General features: G+C 52.0%; 18 protein-coding genes. 16 read left to right on the top strand and 2 right to left on the bottom strand.

The annotated features are described in order from the left end of the window. Positions 1–30: 30 nt before the first annotated feature. A complete protein-coding gene (gene idi / locus A6301_RS17400) occupies positions 31–570 on the top strand; it encodes an isopentenyl-diphosphate Delta-isomerase (RefSeq protein ID WP_234258350.1) in 540 nt (179 codons plus the stop codon). Between the two features lie 282 nt (positions 571–852). Here idi and A6301_RS17390 read toward each other — a convergent pair whose 3' ends face one another. Both A6301_RS17390 and A6301_RS17385 read right to left on the bottom strand, forming a co-directional pair. Then, entirely contained in the window at positions 853–1500 is a 648-nt protein-coding gene (locus A6301_RS17390) for a LysE family translocator (protein WP_234258349.1), read from the bottom strand. A gap of 52 nt (positions 1501–1552) precedes the next feature. After that, positions 1553–2386: an AraC family transcriptional regulator gene (locus A6301_RS17385; RefSeq protein WP_234258348.1), complete on the bottom strand. Its 834-nt coding sequence runs from the start codon at positions 2384–2386 to the stop codon at positions 1553–1555. A 181-nt stretch (positions 2387–2567) separates the two neighbouring features. On the opposite strand from A6301_RS17385, the gene dinG reads away from it, so the two are divergent. The 15 genes from dinG (at position 2568) to A6301_RS17310 (ending at position 16782) form a co-directional block, all read left to right on the top strand. Continuing rightward, the gene (dinG, locus tag A6301_RS17380; RefSeq protein ID WP_234258347.1) at positions 2568–4667 is read left to right on the top strand and encodes an ATP-dependent DNA helicase DinG; all 2100 of its coding nucleotides are present in this window, start codon (positions 2568–2570) and stop codon (positions 4665–4667) included. Between the two features lie 505 nt (positions 4668–5172). Then, positions 5173–6603 (top strand): serralysin family metalloprotease, encoded by a 1431-nt coding sequence (locus A6301_RS17375; protein WP_107167949.1) that lies wholly within the window; start codon positions 5173–5175, stop codon positions 6601–6603. Positions 6604–6706: 103 nt separating this feature from the next. Beyond that, positions 6707–7018: a protease inhibitor Inh/omp19 family protein gene (locus tag A6301_RS17370; protein ID WP_107167950.1), complete on the top strand. Its 312-nt coding sequence runs from the start codon at positions 6707–6709 to the stop codon at positions 7016–7018. Positions 7019–7035: 17 nt separating this feature from the next. Beyond that, positions 7036–8763, top strand: a complete 1728-nt coding sequence (locus tag A6301_RS17365; protein ID WP_234258346.1) for a type I secretion system permease/ATPase — start codon at positions 7036–7038, stop codon at positions 8761–8763. Positions 8764–8791: 28 nt separating this feature from the next. Continuing rightward, positions 8792–10120: an HlyD family type I secretion periplasmic adaptor subunit gene (locus tag A6301_RS17360; RefSeq protein ID WP_234258345.1), complete on the top strand. Its 1329-nt coding sequence runs from the start codon at positions 8792–8794 to the stop codon at positions 10118–10120. Between the two features lie 2 nt (positions 10121–10122). After that, positions 10123–11490, top strand: coding sequence for a TolC family outer membrane protein (locus A6301_RS17355; protein WP_234258344.1), 1368 nt, complete (start codon positions 10123–10125; stop codon positions 11488–11490). A gap of 216 nt (positions 11491–11706) precedes the next feature. Continuing rightward, complete coding sequence (locus tag A6301_RS17350) at positions 11707–12036, top strand: putative holin (RefSeq protein WP_010281025.1); 330 nt, start codon at positions 11707–11709, stop codon at positions 12034–12036. A 1-nt stretch (position 12037) separates the two neighbouring features. Beyond that, positions 12038–12649 carry a transglycosylase SLT domain-containing protein gene (locus A6301_RS17345; protein WP_100017071.1) on the top strand — a complete coding sequence of 204 codons (612 nt, stop codon included), beginning with the start codon at positions 12038–12040 and terminating at the stop codon, positions 12647–12649. Continuing rightward, positions 12639–13313 carry a hypothetical protein gene (locus A6301_RS17340; RefSeq protein ID WP_234258343.1) on the top strand — a complete coding sequence of 225 codons (675 nt, stop codon included), beginning with the start codon at positions 12639–12641 and terminating at the stop codon, positions 13311–13313. The genes A6301_RS17345 and A6301_RS17340 overlap by 11 nt, the downstream gene beginning before the upstream one ends. Beyond that, positions 13303–13632 (top strand): hypothetical protein, encoded by a 330-nt coding sequence (locus A6301_RS17335; RefSeq protein ID WP_010281034.1) that lies wholly within the window; start codon positions 13303–13305, stop codon positions 13630–13632. Before A6301_RS17340 ends, A6301_RS17335 begins: the two co-directional genes overlap by 11 nt. Beyond that, on the top strand, positions 13625–13936 hold the full coding sequence (locus A6301_RS17330) for a hypothetical protein (protein WP_234258342.1): 312 nt from the start codon (positions 13625–13627) through the stop codon (positions 13934–13936). Before A6301_RS17335 ends, A6301_RS17330 begins: the two co-directional genes overlap by 8 nt. 243 nt (positions 13937–14179) lie before the next feature. After that, positions 14180–14647 (top strand): Gp37 family protein, encoded by a 468-nt coding sequence (locus A6301_RS17325; RefSeq protein WP_205542041.1) that lies wholly within the window; start codon positions 14180–14182, stop codon positions 14645–14647. Beyond that, a complete protein-coding gene (locus tag A6301_RS17320; protein WP_107167957.1) occupies positions 14644–14841 on the top strand; it encodes a hypothetical protein in 198 nt (65 codons plus the stop codon). The genes A6301_RS17325 and A6301_RS17320 overlap by 4 nt, the downstream gene beginning before the upstream one ends. Then, on the top strand, positions 14831–16258 hold the full coding sequence (locus tag A6301_RS17315; protein WP_215484063.1) for a phage tail sheath subtilisin-like domain-containing protein: 1428 nt from the start codon (positions 14831–14833) through the stop codon (positions 16256–16258). Before A6301_RS17320 ends, A6301_RS17315 begins: the two co-directional genes overlap by 11 nt. Further along, positions 16258–16782 carry a phage major tail tube protein gene (locus tag A6301_RS17310; RefSeq protein ID WP_010281046.1) on the top strand — a complete coding sequence of 175 codons (525 nt, stop codon included), beginning with the start codon at positions 16258–16260 and terminating at the stop codon, positions 16780–16782. The genes A6301_RS17315 and A6301_RS17310 overlap by 1 nt, the downstream gene beginning before the upstream one ends. Positions 16783–16829 lie beyond the last annotated feature (47 nt).

Here is a 16829-nt window from a genome sequence, read left to right as displayed (position 1 = left end):
CCGGAGAATAAGGTTTTGCAGGAAAAAGGTATGCCGTTGACTGAAGTCGTGCTGGTTGATGAAAATGACAAGCCAACTGGCGTCATGGAAAAGCAGGAAGCGCACGTAAAAGGCGCGTTACACCGTGCGATTACCGTCTATATTTTCAACTCTCGTCAGCAGTTGTTATTACAGCAGCGGGCAGAAGAGAAATATCACAGCGGTGGTTTATGGAGTAATACCTGTTGCAGCCACCCTGCACCCGGTGAAGAAACGTTACAGGCGGCACACCGCCGTTTGTATGAAGAAATGGGGTTACGCTGCGCGTTGACGCCGGTGTTTACGCTGACCTATCACCTGCCGCTGGATAATGGGTTGATTGAGCATGAACTAGGGCATGTGTACTTTGGCGTGACGGATGATGTTCCGCAGATCAATCCCGATGAAGTGTCGAGCTATGAATACCAGTCTCTAGATGAGATAGCAGGGCGGATGGTGGCAACGCCTGAGCAGTTTACGGCCTGGTTCCAACTGACTTTTGCGCGTATTCCTGAGTATTGGCAGACGTTTCAGTCTGAACAACCCGGTTAATTAAGGCGAGGTTAATTGCCGCGTTTCCGTGCGGCACTGTTCGTGCACCCGTGCCGTAGAGGCAGCGTTGTGGATCGAAAGCCTTAGCCCGCGTGCTCGATAATAATGTAGCCCACCAGCATCATGCCGGACATACCGCCTAAGGCGAGAAAGGCAAAAAGACCGATAATGCCGATTTTTTGAAGAGTCATCAGGTTATCCTTTTGTTAACTGCCCCGAATTATAATGCCTTCAGCCCATGAAACAAGGCCGAAACGCTTCTCACTTTTTAAGTACACCTGATTACCGAAATAAAAGCAGCAGGCCGAAAAACAATAAAATGATGCCAGCACCGCGCTCAATTGGGTTAATCCAGCGCGTTAAACACTGCTGAACTCGTGGACGAGCGATCAGCGCCGCGATGAGCAGATCCCACGCCAGCACAACAGAAAACATCCAACTTCCGCTGACGAATTGCTGTACTGGTGTCACATGCGGCCCAAGAATACTGGTCATCAGGCTGATGTAGAACAGCATATTTTTAGGATTCAGCAGTGATGAACCGAGTCCCAGTAGAATTTGTTTGCGCAGTGTTGGGCAACAGTGGGACTGCTGCTCTGCCTGTAGCAACGGGACAGAACGACTTTTCAGTAGCTGGTAGCCAATCCAGATCAGATAAGCCGCACCGCCCAATTCGATGGCGGTAAAAAGTGTCGGCGAGTGCTGGATGCCTGCCCAGCCGATCGCCGCCAGCAGGATATAAATGCCATTTCCCAGTGCGATGCCCAGACAGATTCCCGCACTACCACGCAGCCGGTAGCGAATGGCGTAGGCCGTCAACAGAAAGAAATCCGGGCCAGGGCTCAATAGCGCCACAAAATGCGCCAGTGCCAGTGCAGGAAAATGGGCAGGAAAAAGGAAATCGGCGGAAAAAAGGAGATTGATAAACATGATATTTCTGACCTCGATAAATAATCGAAGCCAGTCTAGACAAGGTTTTCGGCTATTTATTGTCAAATATTGATCGCGCGTACTGCCCCGGCGTGGCTGCTGTGTATTGCACAAACGTTTTGTGAAAATGGCTTTGATCGCAGAAGCCGCTTTGATAGCTGGCATCAACGAGCGGCGTACCTTGTTTCATCAGCGATTTGGCATACTCAATACGCGCATTATTAAGGAATGCCATTGGTGTAATGCCGGTATCGTGACGAAACTGCCGTACGATGGTTTCGCGGCGTAGATTCAGCTCATCTGCCAGCGTTTCCAGTGACGGGGATGCTTGCAAATTATTCAGCAGACGCTCGCGTACGTGCAGCGTTGTGGTTTGCAATGAGCGATGGGCTAATACGGGGTCTGGCAGGCAATATTGTCGCCAAATGGGCTCCAGCATCGTTTTTAGCTGGTTATCTGCTGACGTAATGTCTCCCTGATACAGCAGAGCAAGGATGTGCTGATAATGTGTAAACAGCGCTGGATCGCGCAGTACGATACAGTTGCAACGCACGCTATCTGCCTGATAGCCACAATGCGTGGCGATCTGGTCGAGACACCACTCAGCATCCAGATAAAGCATGTGGTAGCTACGCGTTTTCCCAGGAAGCGGGTTACAGCTGTGCGGCTGCTGGGGATCGATAAAGATCAGATCGCCAATCTGTAGGTGATGTGTTCCGTTGCGGTAATGGCAAAGCGTTTCGCCGTGTTCGATAGCTCCAATCGAAAATTGCGCATGATTGTGTGTTTTATAGGCTTGGCGACTGTTGCGCGTGGTGCGGCTTTCAACATGGGGTAATCGTGAAGAAAACCAGTACGACTGGTTGATAGCATGAACTAAAGACATAATTTACCGAAGCTATTGTTTACCGGAGATAGCGTTTACCGCTCATGGCAAGGACAGGGTTTTACCCTAATCGCTGGATGAAAGATTGTCGAGACCGGAATCATTGCGAACGTGATATCGGCTGACGCCGCCGGGCGTCTGTGGGACAATAGCGACCAGATTACACAAATATAGAGTATGCATGACGCTGTCCCCCGCAATAAAATTGCAGATTGGTCAATGGTATAAGGCCCTGCAAGAGCAAATCCCGGATTTTATTTCCCGCGTTCCCCAGCGACAGATGATTGCCGAAGTGGCGAAAACGTTGGCGGGTGATTACCCGCGCCATCTGGCTATTGAAGCACCCACTGGCGTCGGGAAAACGCTTTCTTACCTTATTCCAGGGATTGCTGTCGGGCGTGCGGAAGATAAAACGCTGGTGGTCAGCACCGCGAATGTGGCATTGCAGGATCAGATTTACAGCAAAGATTTGCCGTTGTTGCAGAAATTTATTCCTGAACTGAAATTTACCGCTGCATTTGGCCGTCGTCGGTATATTTGCCCGCGTAATTTGGCAATGCTGGCGACCGATCCTGACGCGCAGGGGGATTTACCGCTCTTTCTGGATGATGAACGGCTGTCTGCCAGTAAGGAAGAAGAACGCGTCTGTGTAAAGCTTGAAAAAGCACTGCAAGGCCACGTCTGGGACGGGCTGCGTGATCATTATCAGGACTCGATTGATGATAGCCTGTGGCAGAAACTGTGTACGGACAAAGCGAACTGCCTTGCGCACAACTGTCATTATTACCGCGAGTGTCCGTTCTTCATCGCACGGCGTGAGATCGAACAGGCGGATGTCGTCGTCACCAACCATGCACTGGTGATGGCGGCGATGGAAAGTGAGTCGGTACTTCCTCCCCCTAAGAATTTACTGCTGGTGCTTGATGAAGGGCACCATATTCCCGACGTTGCCCGCGATACGCTGGAGATGTCCGGCGATATTCATCCTGCCTATATGATGGCGCAAATGGAACAATTGGTGCAGCTTATCGGGCAGTGTATGGCGCAATTCGCGCCAAAATCGCCACCGCGCCTCGCTAACAGTGAACGGCTAATCAGCCACTGTGAGGAGATCCGCGAATGCGTACTGTCTTTCTCGCAAATGTGCGCGCTGTTCTTGCCGCATGACGGGCAGGAAACAGAATACCGCTTTGCGATGGGCAAAATGCCCGATGAAATGCGTGAGCTCTGTGTGCGATTGTTCAAGCTGACCGATACGCTACGAGCGTTGGTGGAGTATATGCTCAACGACCTCAGCGAAAAAACCGGCAAGCATGACGTGGTGCGGGTCTATCACGCGTTGCTGAAAATGAGCCGCCAGCAAGGCTACTTTGAGTCGATGAGCAAGCTATGGCGGCTGGCGGCGATGGAAAAATCGTCGAACGCACCGGTTTCTAAATGGATTACGCGGGAAATGCGTGATAACCAGCCACATCTTCACCTGCACTGCGCGGGAATTCGCGTCTGCGATCAGCTTGAAAGGTTGCTGTGGAGTAAGGTGTCGCATGTGGTGGTGACATCGGCCACGTTGCGTTCGCTGAACAGCTTTGCGCGCATACAGGAACTTTCTGGTTTGGGCGAACAGGAAGGGGATACGTTTATTGCGCTGGATTCACCGTTCAATCACCGTGAACAAGGGCGTCTGGTCATTCCCAAGATGCGTTATGAACCACTGATGGAATCAGAAGCGCAGCATATTGCTGAAATGGCACAATTTTTCCGAGCGGAGTTAAAACAGGATAAGCATAAAGGTATGTTGATGCTGTTTGCCAGCCAGCGTGCTATGCAACTCTTTCTGACGCAGGTCACCGATTTACGCCTGATGCTGCTGGTTCAGGGAGATAAGCCGCGTTACAGGCTGGTTGAGCTACACCGTCAGCGGGTACAAGAAGGCCAGACCAGTGTGCTGATTGGCTTACAGTCGTTTGCGGAAGGGTTGGATCTGAAAGGGGAGCTACTTTCTCAGGTGCATATCCATAAAATCGCGTTTCCGCCCATCGACAGCCCGGTGATTTTGACGGAAGGCGAATGGCTAAAAAGCCTCAAGCGGCACCCGTTTATCGTACAGAGTTTGCCCAGCGCGTCGTTTAATCTTATCCAACAAGTTGGGCGTCTTATTCGTAGCCATGATTGCTTTGGTGAAATTGTCATTTATGACAGGCGATTGCTGACGAAAGGTTATGGTGCACAGCTGCTGGCGGCGCTGCCTGTCTTCCCGATTGAACAGCGGGATATGCCATAACAAACTCCTCTGTATCCGTTCACCGAATAAGGGGGTAATTCGCCCCTATTTAGCGCTATATTTTTTTATTCTTATTTGTTAGATTTGTCTCAGAACAGCAAGGATGCCGTTAATACGTGTGACAAACAATGTCATTGCTAAGTGCGGTTTTTATCAACCAAGGATAGGTATGATGATGAGAATTAACGCAGTTAATAAAAATTCCTTCCTTGTCGAAAACGAATGCTGCCTGGCTCAGCCCTCTTTGCTTTTTCTATCTATTTCAATAATAAAAATTAATCATTAGTCCCTTATTATTTTTCATTTGATAATAACGAAGATAATTATCTCGTGTTCTTAATTATTTCCTTATGGGAATAACTTTTATTTATATGAGTTTTTTATATAAATAATTTTTGATCAATTTTATCTCACCAGAAGCCATTAGTTCGTGGCGTATGTCATTCATATGCCTGAAGGGATTTAGGATTCTGATCATCCCGATCAGACTTATGGAGAAGAAAAGATGGCTTTACGAGATCAAGATAAGGATACCGCTGAATCAGCATTGCATGCCGCAGGTACGGGGTATAGCGATGTATACGATCTGTATAATTACCACTCCCGTGGCGAAGGGCAGCTTAATGGCAAACCCTCGTTCACCAGCGATCTGGCCGCGAAGGAAATTGTCCGTGACGGCCTGACCTGGAATGGAACGAACGTATTCGGTAAATCCGCTAATTTGACCTATTCGTTCTTACAGAACGTGCGGTCTATCCCTTCTGGCGATCAGGGCTTTGTGAAATTCAGCGCCGCCCAGGAACAACAAGCCAAACTGTCTCTGCAATCGTGGTCAGATGTCGCCAATATCACGTTTACTCAGGTTAGCCCTACCCAAAAGGCTACCATCACGTTTGGTAACTACACCCGTGATTCAAGTGGTCGGATGGACTACGATACTCAGGCTTATGCTTATATGCCAGGTAACCACTCTGCGGCGGGCAGCGCTTGGTTTAACTACAATTCCGACACGGTACGTAACCCAGCAACAGAGTATGGCAAACAGACGTTGACGCACGAAATCGGTCATGCGCTGGGCCTGAACCACCCAGGTTCTTACAATGCGGGTGAGGGTAACCCGACCTACCGTGATGTGACCTATGCGGAAGATACGCGCCAGTTCAGCCTGATGAGCTATTGGAGTGAGCAGAATACCGGAGGCGATTTCCAGGGGCACTATGCTGCTGGTCCGCTGATTGATGACATCACAGCGATCCAATATCTTTATGGCGCAAACATGAACACGCGTACCGGTGATACGGTATACGGTTTTAACTCCAATACCGGTCGTGATTTCTATTCAGCTAACAGCAGCAGTGACAAACTGATCTTCTCTGTTTGGGATGCGGGCGGCACTGATACGTTTGATTTCTCTGGCTACCGAAACGATCAGCGCATCAACCTGAATGAAGGTGGCTTCTCTGACGTTGGCGGCCTGAAAGGTAACGTTTCTATCGCTCACGGCGTAACGATCGAAAACGCGATTGGCGGCTCCGGCAACGATATTATTATCGGTAACAACGCGAATAATATTTTGAATGGTGGCGCGGGTGATGACGTTATTTACGGCGGCGGCGGTGCAGATACGCTGACGGGCGGTGCGGGCAAAGATATTTTCGTCTATGCCAGCGCGAGCGACTCTTCCTATAAGACAGGCTATGACACCATCACGGACTTCCAACGCGGCATCGACAAAATCGATCTGTCAGCGCTGAATCAAAATAAAGATTTGCAGTTCGTTGATGCTTTCACCGGACGTGGCAATGAAGCATTGCTTGACTGGGATGCGGGCAGCAACACCACCAATCTGTGGCTGAATTTTGCGGGTCAGACCACGCCAGACTTTGTTGTGCATATTGTTGGTCAGCCTTCTGCGGCAACCGATTTTATCGTGTGATGTAGCAAGGACGGGGAAACCCGTCCTTTTCTGTTATCGAGTTGGGGCCACTATGAAAAAGTTAATCATCGCGGCGCTGTTAAGTGCAATAAGCGGAGGATGTATGGCGAGTAGTTTGAAGTTGCCTTCAGCAAGTGAGCTAAGCGGCGTATGGCAATTGCGTGGCGGGGAACAGCAGTGCGAAGTCGTGCTGCACAATACGCCGTTACTGGATAACACCTGGCGCTTTGAGGGCGACGCGCCGTGTTTAAAAGCGCTGTTATCCGATGTACCCGTAGGCTGGCGGCCGACGCCGGATGGTATCACGCTGACGAAAGAGCAGGGACAGTCCGTCGTGTTCTTTAGCAAGGAAAAAGAGGGTTATACGCTGACATTGCCTGATGGCAGTACACGGACGATGCACAAACAGCCCTGACAGGAGAGGCAAACGCAGTGAGTCAACTATCAAATAAGGAACGTTCGTTGTTGAGCATACTGCGTCCTTTCCGGCGCAGCTTTTGGAGCATTGGGATTTTCAGCGCCATCGTTAATCTACTGATGCTGTCGCCTTCTCTCTATATGCTTCAGGTTTACGATCGTGTACTGGCTTCAGGGAATGGTACGACCTTGCTGATGCTCACTCTGCTGATTGCTGGTCTGGGTATATTCATGGCGGCGCTCGAATGGGTGCGGAGTCTGGTTGTCGTTCGGCTCGGTACGCGGATCGATCTACAGTTGAATCAACAGGTCTTCAACGCCGCGTTTGAACGCAATCTCGAGGCTGGCGAGGCAAAAGCGGGTCAGGCACTGAACGATCTCACGCTATTACGGCAGTTTATTACGGGCAATTCACTGTTTGCTTTCTTCGATATTCCCTGGTTTCCCTTCTTTTTACTCGTGCTGTTCCTGATCCATCCGGTTCTCGGCTTTCTGGCGTTAGGGGGAACGGTAGTTCTGCTGCTGCTGGCATGGCTAAATCAGTCTCTCACCACGTCGCCGTTGGAAGAAGCAAACCATGAAGCGCTACAGGCGACCCATCTTGCGGATACGCAGTTGCGTAATGCGGAAGTGATTGAATCAATGGGGATGCTGCCTAATTTACGTCGGCGCTGGTTGGGACAACATTATCGCTTTATTACCCTGCAAAATCTGGCGAGCGAACGAGCCGCAGTTGTTGGTGCTGCGTCAAAACATGCGCGCATTTTTCTGCAATCGCTGATGCTCGGCGTGGGGGCGATGTTAGCGATTAAGGGCGAAATCACACCGGGCATGATGATTGCTGGGTCAATTCTTGTCGGCCGCGTGCTGAGCCCTATCGATCAGTTTATCGGTATCTGGAAGCCGTTAAGCAGCGCGCGGCAGGCTTGGCATCGCTTGAATCGAATTATGACGGCGTATCCGCCCAAAGCGGAGGCGATGGCGCTGCCCGCACCAGTTGGCCAGCTTAGCGTCGAAAATGTGTTATTACAGACGCCGCAAGGGGCATCAAGATTGCAGGAAATCCATTTCTCGCTTCAGGCAGGCGAAACGCTGGCGATTTTGGGCGCATCGGGTTCAGGTAAATCTACGCTGGCGCGTCTGCTGGTTGCGACGCAAACACCGACGCGTGGCAAGGTTCGACTGGATGGTGCCGATCTCAGTCAGGTAGATAAAACGGCGTTTGGCCCGGCAATGGGCTATCTGCCACAGGATGTGCAGCTGTTTAAAGGCACGCTAGCGGAGAATATTTCCCGCTTTGGCGAGCATGACGCGGAAAAGATTGTCGCAGCGGCGAAGCTGGCTGGCGTCCACGAAATGATTCTTAGCCAGCCACAGGGATATGACACGCCTCTTGGGGCTGACGGCAACGGGCTGTCGGGCGGGCAACGACAGCGTATCGCGCTGGCGCGTGCGATATATGGCGATCCCTGCCTGCTGGTACTCGATGAGCCAAACTCCAGCCTTGACAACGAAGGTGAAGTTGCGCTGGCACAGGCGATATCGCACCTTCAGAAGCGAGGAGCGACGGTGGTGCTGATTACGCATCGTCCTGCATTAACCACGCTGGCGCATAAAATCCTGGTTCTTAACCAAGGCAGACAGCAGCGTTTTGGGCCTGCGCGCGACATTCTAAGCGAATTGCAGCCGCGTCGTGCCGCCAACCAAGCACAAATGACACCTTCTGCCGCTGTCCAGCAGTAACAGGGAATGAGAGAAAACAGGGAATGACATGTCCGCATCTGAAATAAGCGAAGAGAATATGAACCAGATGGCGCGGCGCGATGAAAAACGTGCCGTGCGTTTGGGATGGTTGCTAGTGCTTGCCGGGTTCGGCGGCTTTCTCCTGTGGGCGCTATTTGCTCCGTTGGATAAGGGTGTCATGGTAAATGGCAGCGTCGTGATCTCCGGCAATCGCAAAGTTGTTCAGCACAATCAGGGCGGTATCGTCGATAAAATTCAGGTTAAAGATGGCGACAAGGTGGAGGTCGGTCAGATTTTGTTAACGCTGAATGAGGTTGATGCACGTTCGGCAAGTGAGGGTCTGGATGGTCAGTATTTACAGTTAGTCGCGCGGGAAGGTCGGCTGCTTGCTGAACAGCAGCGTCTGAATGACATGGTGATGACGCCCCGTCTGCAACCGCTAGCGGAAAGGCCAGAGATGAACGCGATTACGGCATTGCAGCGCGATTTACTGCACAGCCGCCAGCAGTCGCTCAAGCTTGAGGCGGAAGGAATGCGCACAGGTATTGCGGGTATGGAGGCATCGCTAAGCGCCCAGCATCAGGTGATAGCCAGCAAGCAGAAGCAGCGGGAAACGCTGGAACAACAGCTACGAGGGTTACGTTCACTGGCGGCGGAAAATTATGTGCCGCGCAACAAAATGCTGGAGAACGAACGTCTGCTGGCACAGCTTAACGGTGATATCGCACAGTTGGCGGGAGATATTAATCGCACCCGACGTGACATTGAGCAACAGACGCTGCTGACTGCACAACGCCAACAAGAATATGACAAAGAAGTAAACGGTGAGCTGGCGGAAGTCCAGGCACTGCTGAGCGATGTGGGTAGCAAGAAGGAAAAAGCCGACTTCAATCTGGCGAATATCCAGATGAGAGCGCCTGTTTCCGGGACGGTGGTCGGGTTGAAAGTCTTTACTGAAGGCGGTGTTATTGCGCCGGGACAGACGCTTCTGGAGATCGTACCGGACGATCAGCCTCTACAGGTTGATGCTCGCCTGCCCGTTGAATTAGTCGATAAAGTCTGGCCAGGGTTAGCCGTTGAGCTTCAGTTCGTTGCGTTTAACCAAAGCACCACGCCGCGCGTAGCGGGAACCGTTGAACTGCTGTCCGCCGATCGCCTGCTGGATGAACGAGACGGCTCTCCCTATTACAGCCTGCGCGTGATGGTGGATGATGCAGGGAAACGTGCGCTGGAGGGGCTGGAAGTCAAACCCGGCATGCCGGTACAGGGGTTTGTCCGTACCGGAGAACGGTCATTCGTCAATTATCTATTTAAGCCTTTAATGGATCGCCTGCATCTGGCACTAACGGAAGAGTAATCATGCAAAGGATCGCGATAATCGTGCTGTTTGGGCTCCTTTCTTCAGGCGCTAACGCATTAGGGCTGCTTGATGCCTGGGAGTTGGCGCTGCGCAATGACGCCCAGTTTCGTGCGGCGGGGTTTGAGCGAGCAGCCGGTCAGGAAGAGGAAACAATCGGGCGTGCTAATCTGCTCCCGAATCTCCAATATGGCTATAGTGCCAACCGTAGCCACTCCAAAGTCACCCAAACGGATAGCTTCACCGGCAACACGTTAAAACGCGATTATAACAGCTACACGTCGACGCTCTCGCTGCGTCAGCCGCTGCTGGACTATGCGGCCTGGGCACGTTATCAGCAAGGCGTTGCCCGTACGTTGATGGCCGATCAGCGTTTTCGCGATCGCAGTCAGGATCTGATGGTACGGCTTTATAAAGCCTGGAGTAGTGCGCTGCTGGCACAGGAAAAACTGCAATTGCTGGATGCACAGCAGCGAGCGTATCACGAACAATTGGCGCTGAATAAACGCCTCTTGCTGGCGGGCGAAGGGACGTTAACGGACGTGCGAGAAACGGAAGCGCGTTTTACGCTGATTGAGGCACAGCGCATTGAGCAGCAGGATAATCTGGATGCCGCGATTACCGATCTGGAAAATATGACAGGCACAACGCTGGATATTGCAGCGCTACACCCTCTGACGCTCACGCAACTGCCGTCTGCGGAGTCAGGTAAGCAGACGTTAGCGCAATGGCGCGATCTTGCCGTGCAGCACAACGCAAAACTAGCAACACAGCGCGAAGGGCTGACGGTCAGCCGTTATGAAATCGAACGCAGTCGAGCTGGCCATTTACCGACGCTGTCGCTGGTGGCATCGTCGCGCAATAGCCGTTCGGAAAGTGAATATAACTACAATCAGAAATACGACACACAGAGCGTTGGTTTGCAGTTGAATGTCCCGCTTTATTCCGGTGGCTCCGTCTCGGCATCGATGCGGCAGGCGGCGGCGGAATATCAGCAAAGCCAGGCAGAGTTGGACGATCAAACCAAGCAAACATTGGCGGAGTTGAAAAAATATTACAATCTATACAATAACGGTTCGGCGAAAATCAAAGCCTGGCAAATGACAGCCTCGTCGGCGCAAGAAGCGGTCAACGCCACGCGGTTGAGTGTTGCAGGCGGAGAACGTATCAATCTGGATATTCTGCTGGCCGAACAGGATTGGTATAACGCCCGACGAGAGCTGGCGGAAGCGAAATACAGCTGGCTTCAGGCATGGCTATTACTGCGCTATACGGCGGGTACGCTGAACGAGAAAGATATTCTGGAACTGGCGGCCCGGTTTCAGCCCGCGACAAATTCCTTAGGAAATAGCAAGGTAATGAGAAACTAAAATAGAAATGAAAACCATATTCGGCTAAAGAGGTATGATTTTTATGTTGCCGTAAAAGCAGCACAAGTTTGATATGAAGCCTGATGTGTATGTATGACGAATATAAATGGTTCAATTTTGTGGGATCTTACGCCTCAATAATACTTAAACTCCTTTAAAATCATAAAACATCCTCATTTTGCATAATGGCCTCCATTCTTATCAGGAGGCTTTATTGTGAAAAAAATCAAAAAACCGCGTCTTACCGGCTGGATTGTGACATCGGCTTTTCTCTTTGCTGTTATCGGACTGATTTCACCGCAGCAGCTTCCCGTCACCGTCTATAAGCTCTCGCTTATCTCACTCGCCGCCGTATTAGGCTATTGGCTGGATCGCTCGCTGTTTCCTAAAGCGCGTCCCGGTTTGTTCCTTGAACAAGGTGATGAACCTGTGCCACGTGGACGTTTTCCTGTTCGGGATGGCCACCATACCGTATTTGCCGCTGCAATGTTACGACGAGCGTTGATTGTGTCAGCTGTGTGCATCGGCGTAGCGATGGGGTTGTGATATGCGACATCTTCTCATCACGCTGCTTGTTAGCCCGATGCTTTTTAGCGCAACGGTCTGCGCCGACACAATCCCTCGCGCCGCGCAGGCGTATCGCAGTGATGTGATCCGCAGCGCACGGCTGGATTGGGGCATGAATGCCCCGATTGCTGATTTTGCGGCACAGTTGCATCAGGAAAGCGGTTGGAATCCACGGGCGGTTTCTCCCGTTGGTGCGCAAGGGCTGGCGCAGTTTATGCCGACCACTGCCGACTGGTTTAGCGGTATCGTTCCTGAGCTTCGTGCAAATCAACCGTTTAATCCTGCTTGGGCGATCCGTGCGCTGACGGGCTACGATCGCTGGCTGTGGACGCGAATCAGCGCCAGCAATGACTGCGAACGCATGGCAATGACCCTGTCGTCCTACAATGGCGGGCTTGGCTGGTTACAGCGTGATAAGCAACGCGCGAAGATCGCCGATAAGGACATACTTCGTTGGTTCGATCATGTAGAAACTGTCAATGCCGGACGTAGCGCCGCCAACTGGCGTGAGAACCGTCATTATCCCGACCGCATTTTACATCAGTTGGCACCACGCTATCTGAGCTGGGGGAGGGCGAGCTGTGTGGAATAATTTGTTTCTTAATAGTCTGAAATCCTTTCTTTCGCCACGCGTGGTTACCCTTTTGCTTGTCGTTATGCTGTTAATTGCGGTCTATCTGACCGGCCGTCATCAGGGTTATCAACTGGCGCAGGCACTGGGGGATGCCGAGCTGGCGAAACAGCAGGCGGCATTCAACTTGCTACAGCAGCAGCAGGCCGAAACCCAGAACCAGCTACTACGTGCGGCGGCGGAGCAATACCAGCAGCAGGTAGAGCGTGGGAATCAACTCGAACAGCGCTATGTCGCAGCGCGCCAAAAACTGGCGGCGGATAACGCTGCTCTGCAACGGAGAATTGATCATGTTACTCAGCAATATATTGACGAAAAAGGCAAAGTTCATCCTGTGCAGTGTGTGTTTACTCGTGGCTTCGTGCAGCACTACAACGCCGCTTTCGGTCTGCCCGCCGATGGTGCGAAAGATATTACCGCCGCTGCCCGCCGCGCTGGCGCAGCGTCCGATCTCGGCGCAACCGCTGGTGCCGAATTACAACCTTCAGGCGTCTCCCAGCGCGATATCCTCGCCAACATCAGTGACAACGGAGAGCGCTACCAGGCGCTGAGTGCGCAGGTTAATGCGCTGCTGGATTATATCGAAGCGTTACAACGGACAGGGGAGGTAATACGTGAAGATTGAAGTGGAGTTCTGGTCGCTGGTTGGCCTGTTGCTGTCGTTTATGAGCTTCCTGTTTGCCGCAGGGCGGATTCTGCTCACTCAGATTGAAAAGCGGTTGAACGAGCGTTTTGCCGCTTTGGAAAACGCACGACAGAAGAGTGAACAGGGGTGGACACGACTGGAGCGCGAGTTTCTGGAATTTCGCGCTGATTTACCGCTTATCTACGTGCGACGTGAGGACTACATCCGTGGTCAAACGGTAATTGAAGCCAAGCTGGATGCACTTTACAACAAGCTGGAGTTAGTACAGCAGCGGTATTCGGGGGGAAATCATGGCTGATATGCAGTGTATCCGACAGGAATCGATGCGTTGGCATTTGCTCATCGCATTAAATAGAACTCGTCCTTATACCGCGAATGAAATGTTTTTATTGGCCGTGATGCAGCGGCTATATGCCGATGCCTCTGAACCGGAGCTGCGTCAGGCGCTGGATTACTTGGCCGATCGCAAGATGGCGGTACTGACCAAGGAGAAGGGGGGGATCTGGCTGGCGAATCTCACTCGCCTTGGTGTGGACGTCGTGGAGTATGCGGTTGATTGTATGGTTGGTATCGCTCGACCGGAAAAATACTGGGATCGGTAATCTCTTAACGTTGGTTTCTCTTCTGTATTTTCTCTTTATCCGTGTCGTTATATTCCTTTGCGCCAGCACGGTTGTGCTGGCGTTTTTTATCGAAAGAATTTTTATTTCTCAGTGTATTAGACGTTTTTTTCAAGTAAATCACTTCGCTGTTTTTTCTAAAACAGATTAAAAGCCGCAGCCAACCGTTATCTGGATACTAGCGCCATCAACACGATGTACCACCAAAACGGCGGGTGAACGGATATGAATACCAAACCAATTATCGATGCGGTGATAGCCCGCCTCCAACAGCAATTACCGGCGCGTCGGATCGCGTCCTGTCCAGAAAATATTCTGATCGGACCAGATTTCCTGACACAAGGAGATGTGTTGGTGGGATATCGCGGCTCCGAGTTTTCTGTACCAGAAGACGTGGATTCTCTGGTTCAGACGCAACTACCCCAACTGATGGTTGCTGTGCTGCTACCAGATCTGGATGGCGAAAACGGTGTGCTGGGCACACTCGATACCATTCGTCAGGCATTGGGAGGATACCGATTGCCTGACTGTCATCGCGGTATCCGGTTAATTCGTGACCGTTACGTTGGTTACACCGAAGGACGCTGGCATTACGCCATTGATTGCACCACAGAGACCCTTTTTATCGAAGACCGCGAGCAGACGGATGGTCCGCTGCTTACCACGGTTAATTATGAGGAGAAAGACGCATGAAATACCGCTATACCGGCCCCGCCAGCGGCGTCACGCTGGCAGATGGTCAGGAAATTCTGCTTTGGCCCGCTCAGGTGACTGAACTGCCGGCAGATCATGAGTACGTGAAAACGCTGATTGCGCTGGGCTATTTGCTGCCTGTCGCGGGTCAGGTTCTGGCTGATAGCGCAACGGAGGTGACCCTTGGCCGCTAATTATTTACACGGTGTAGAAACGATTGAAGTTGAAACCGGTGCTCGTCCGGTGAAAACCGTCAAATCTGCGGTAATTGGGTTGATTGGTACGGCACCACAGGGTGCGGTAAATGACGTCACGCTGTGCCTGTCCGAAAAAGACGCGGCGCAGTTTGGCAGCCAGTTCGGCGGGTATACCATCCCGCAGGCGCTGGATGCGATTTACGATCATGGCGCAGGTACGGTTCTGGTTATCAACGTGCTAGATCCGGCGAAACATAAGTCCGCAGTGAGCGCAGAAAAAGTCACCTTTGACAAAGCGACCGGTACGGCGCAACTGGCGAACCGCGTGGTTACCAAACTGGTGCTGACGGCGGCAGAAGGCGGTCAGCCGTTTGTTGAAGGTCAGGACTATACGCTGGATGCACAAACTGGCGTACTGAAAAATCTGGGTAAAAACATCGATGTTACCGCTGTGGTCAGTGCGTCTTACGACTTTGCTGATGTCACGAAAGTGACTGCCGCTGACATCATCGGTAGCATCAACGCCGCAGGCAAACGCACCGGTATGAAGCTGCTGAACGATACCTATAACCTGTATGGCTTCTTTGCCAAAATTCTGATTTCACCGGTGTTCTGTACGCAAAATAGCGTAACGACCGAGCTGATCGCGCTTGCCGACAAACTGGGCGCGATTGCCTATATCGATGCGCCAATCGGTACCACCTTTGCGCAGGCGCTGAGCGGCCGTGGCCCGGAAGGCACGATCAACTTCAACACCAGCTCTGAACGCGCTCGTCTGTGCTATCCGCACGTAAAAGTGTACGACGCGGAAACCAACAGTGAACGTCTGGAGCCGCTGTCGGCGCGTGCCGCCGGTCTGCGTGCCAAAGTCGATCTGGAGAAAGGTTTCTGGTGGTCGTCTTCCAATCAGGAAATTAAAGGGATCACCGGCGTAGAACGCCAACTGTCCGCGATGATTGACGATCCACAGAGTGAAGTGAACCTGCTGAATGAACAGGGCATCAGTACCATCTTCAACAGCTACGGTTCCGGCCTGCGTTTGTGGGGCAATCGCACCGCTGCCTGGCCAACCGTGACGCACATGAAGAATTTCGAAAACGTGCGTCGTACCGGCGATGTGATTAACGAATCCATCCGTTACTTCAGCCAGCAGTATATCGACATGCCGATCAATCAGGCGCTGATCGATGCGCTGGTGGAATCGGTCAACGCCTACGGCCGCAAGCTGATCGGTGACGGCGCACTGCTGGGCTTCAAATGCTGGTTCGATGCTGCACGCAATGAGCAAACCGAGCTGGCGGCAGGGCACCTGTTGCTTAACTACAAATTCACTCCGCCGCCACCGCTTGAGCGTCTGACCTTTGAGACGGAGATCACCTCGGAATACCTGGTAACGCTGGAGGGCACTAACTGATGGCCGGGAAAATTGAAGTAAACCGTATTACCAATGCCAACATCTATATCAACGGTACCAACCTGCTGGGGCGTGCGCAGGAAATCAAACTGCCGGATATCTCCATGATCATGCAGGAGCATAAGGCGCTGGGCATGGTCGGCAAGATCGAACTGCCTGCGGGCTTCGACAAGCTGGAAGGCGAGATCAAGTGGAACTCCTTCTACCGTGAAGCGATGCTGGCGGCGGCGAACCCTTACCAGTCGCTGGCGCTGCAGTGTCGCTCCAGCGTGGAACGTTATGGCTCTCAAGGCCGTATCGAAGAAGTGCCGCTGGTGACGCACATGACCATCATGTTCAAAAAGAATCCGCTGGGCACGTTCAAGCAGCACGAAAACCCGGATTTTAGCAGCGCGTTCAGCTGTACCTACATCAAGCAGGTGATGAACGGTGAAGACCTGCTGGAGCTGGATTACCTGTCCAACATCTTCATGGTGGGCGGTGTGGATCAACTGAACAGCTACCGCGCCAATATCGGCGGTTAATTTGGTATTCATTGACTAAGTAAGGGAAGAAAGGGGCTTAGGCCCCT

Origin of the sequence: Pectobacterium sp. IFB5596, from assembly GCF_021432585.1 — a bacterium.
Lineage (GTDB): Bacteria > Pseudomonadota > Gammaproteobacteria > Enterobacterales > Enterobacteriaceae > Pectobacterium > Pectobacterium punjabense.
Note: the sequence above shows the minus strand (reverse complement) of the source record. Positions and strands in the feature narration are given on the sequence as shown.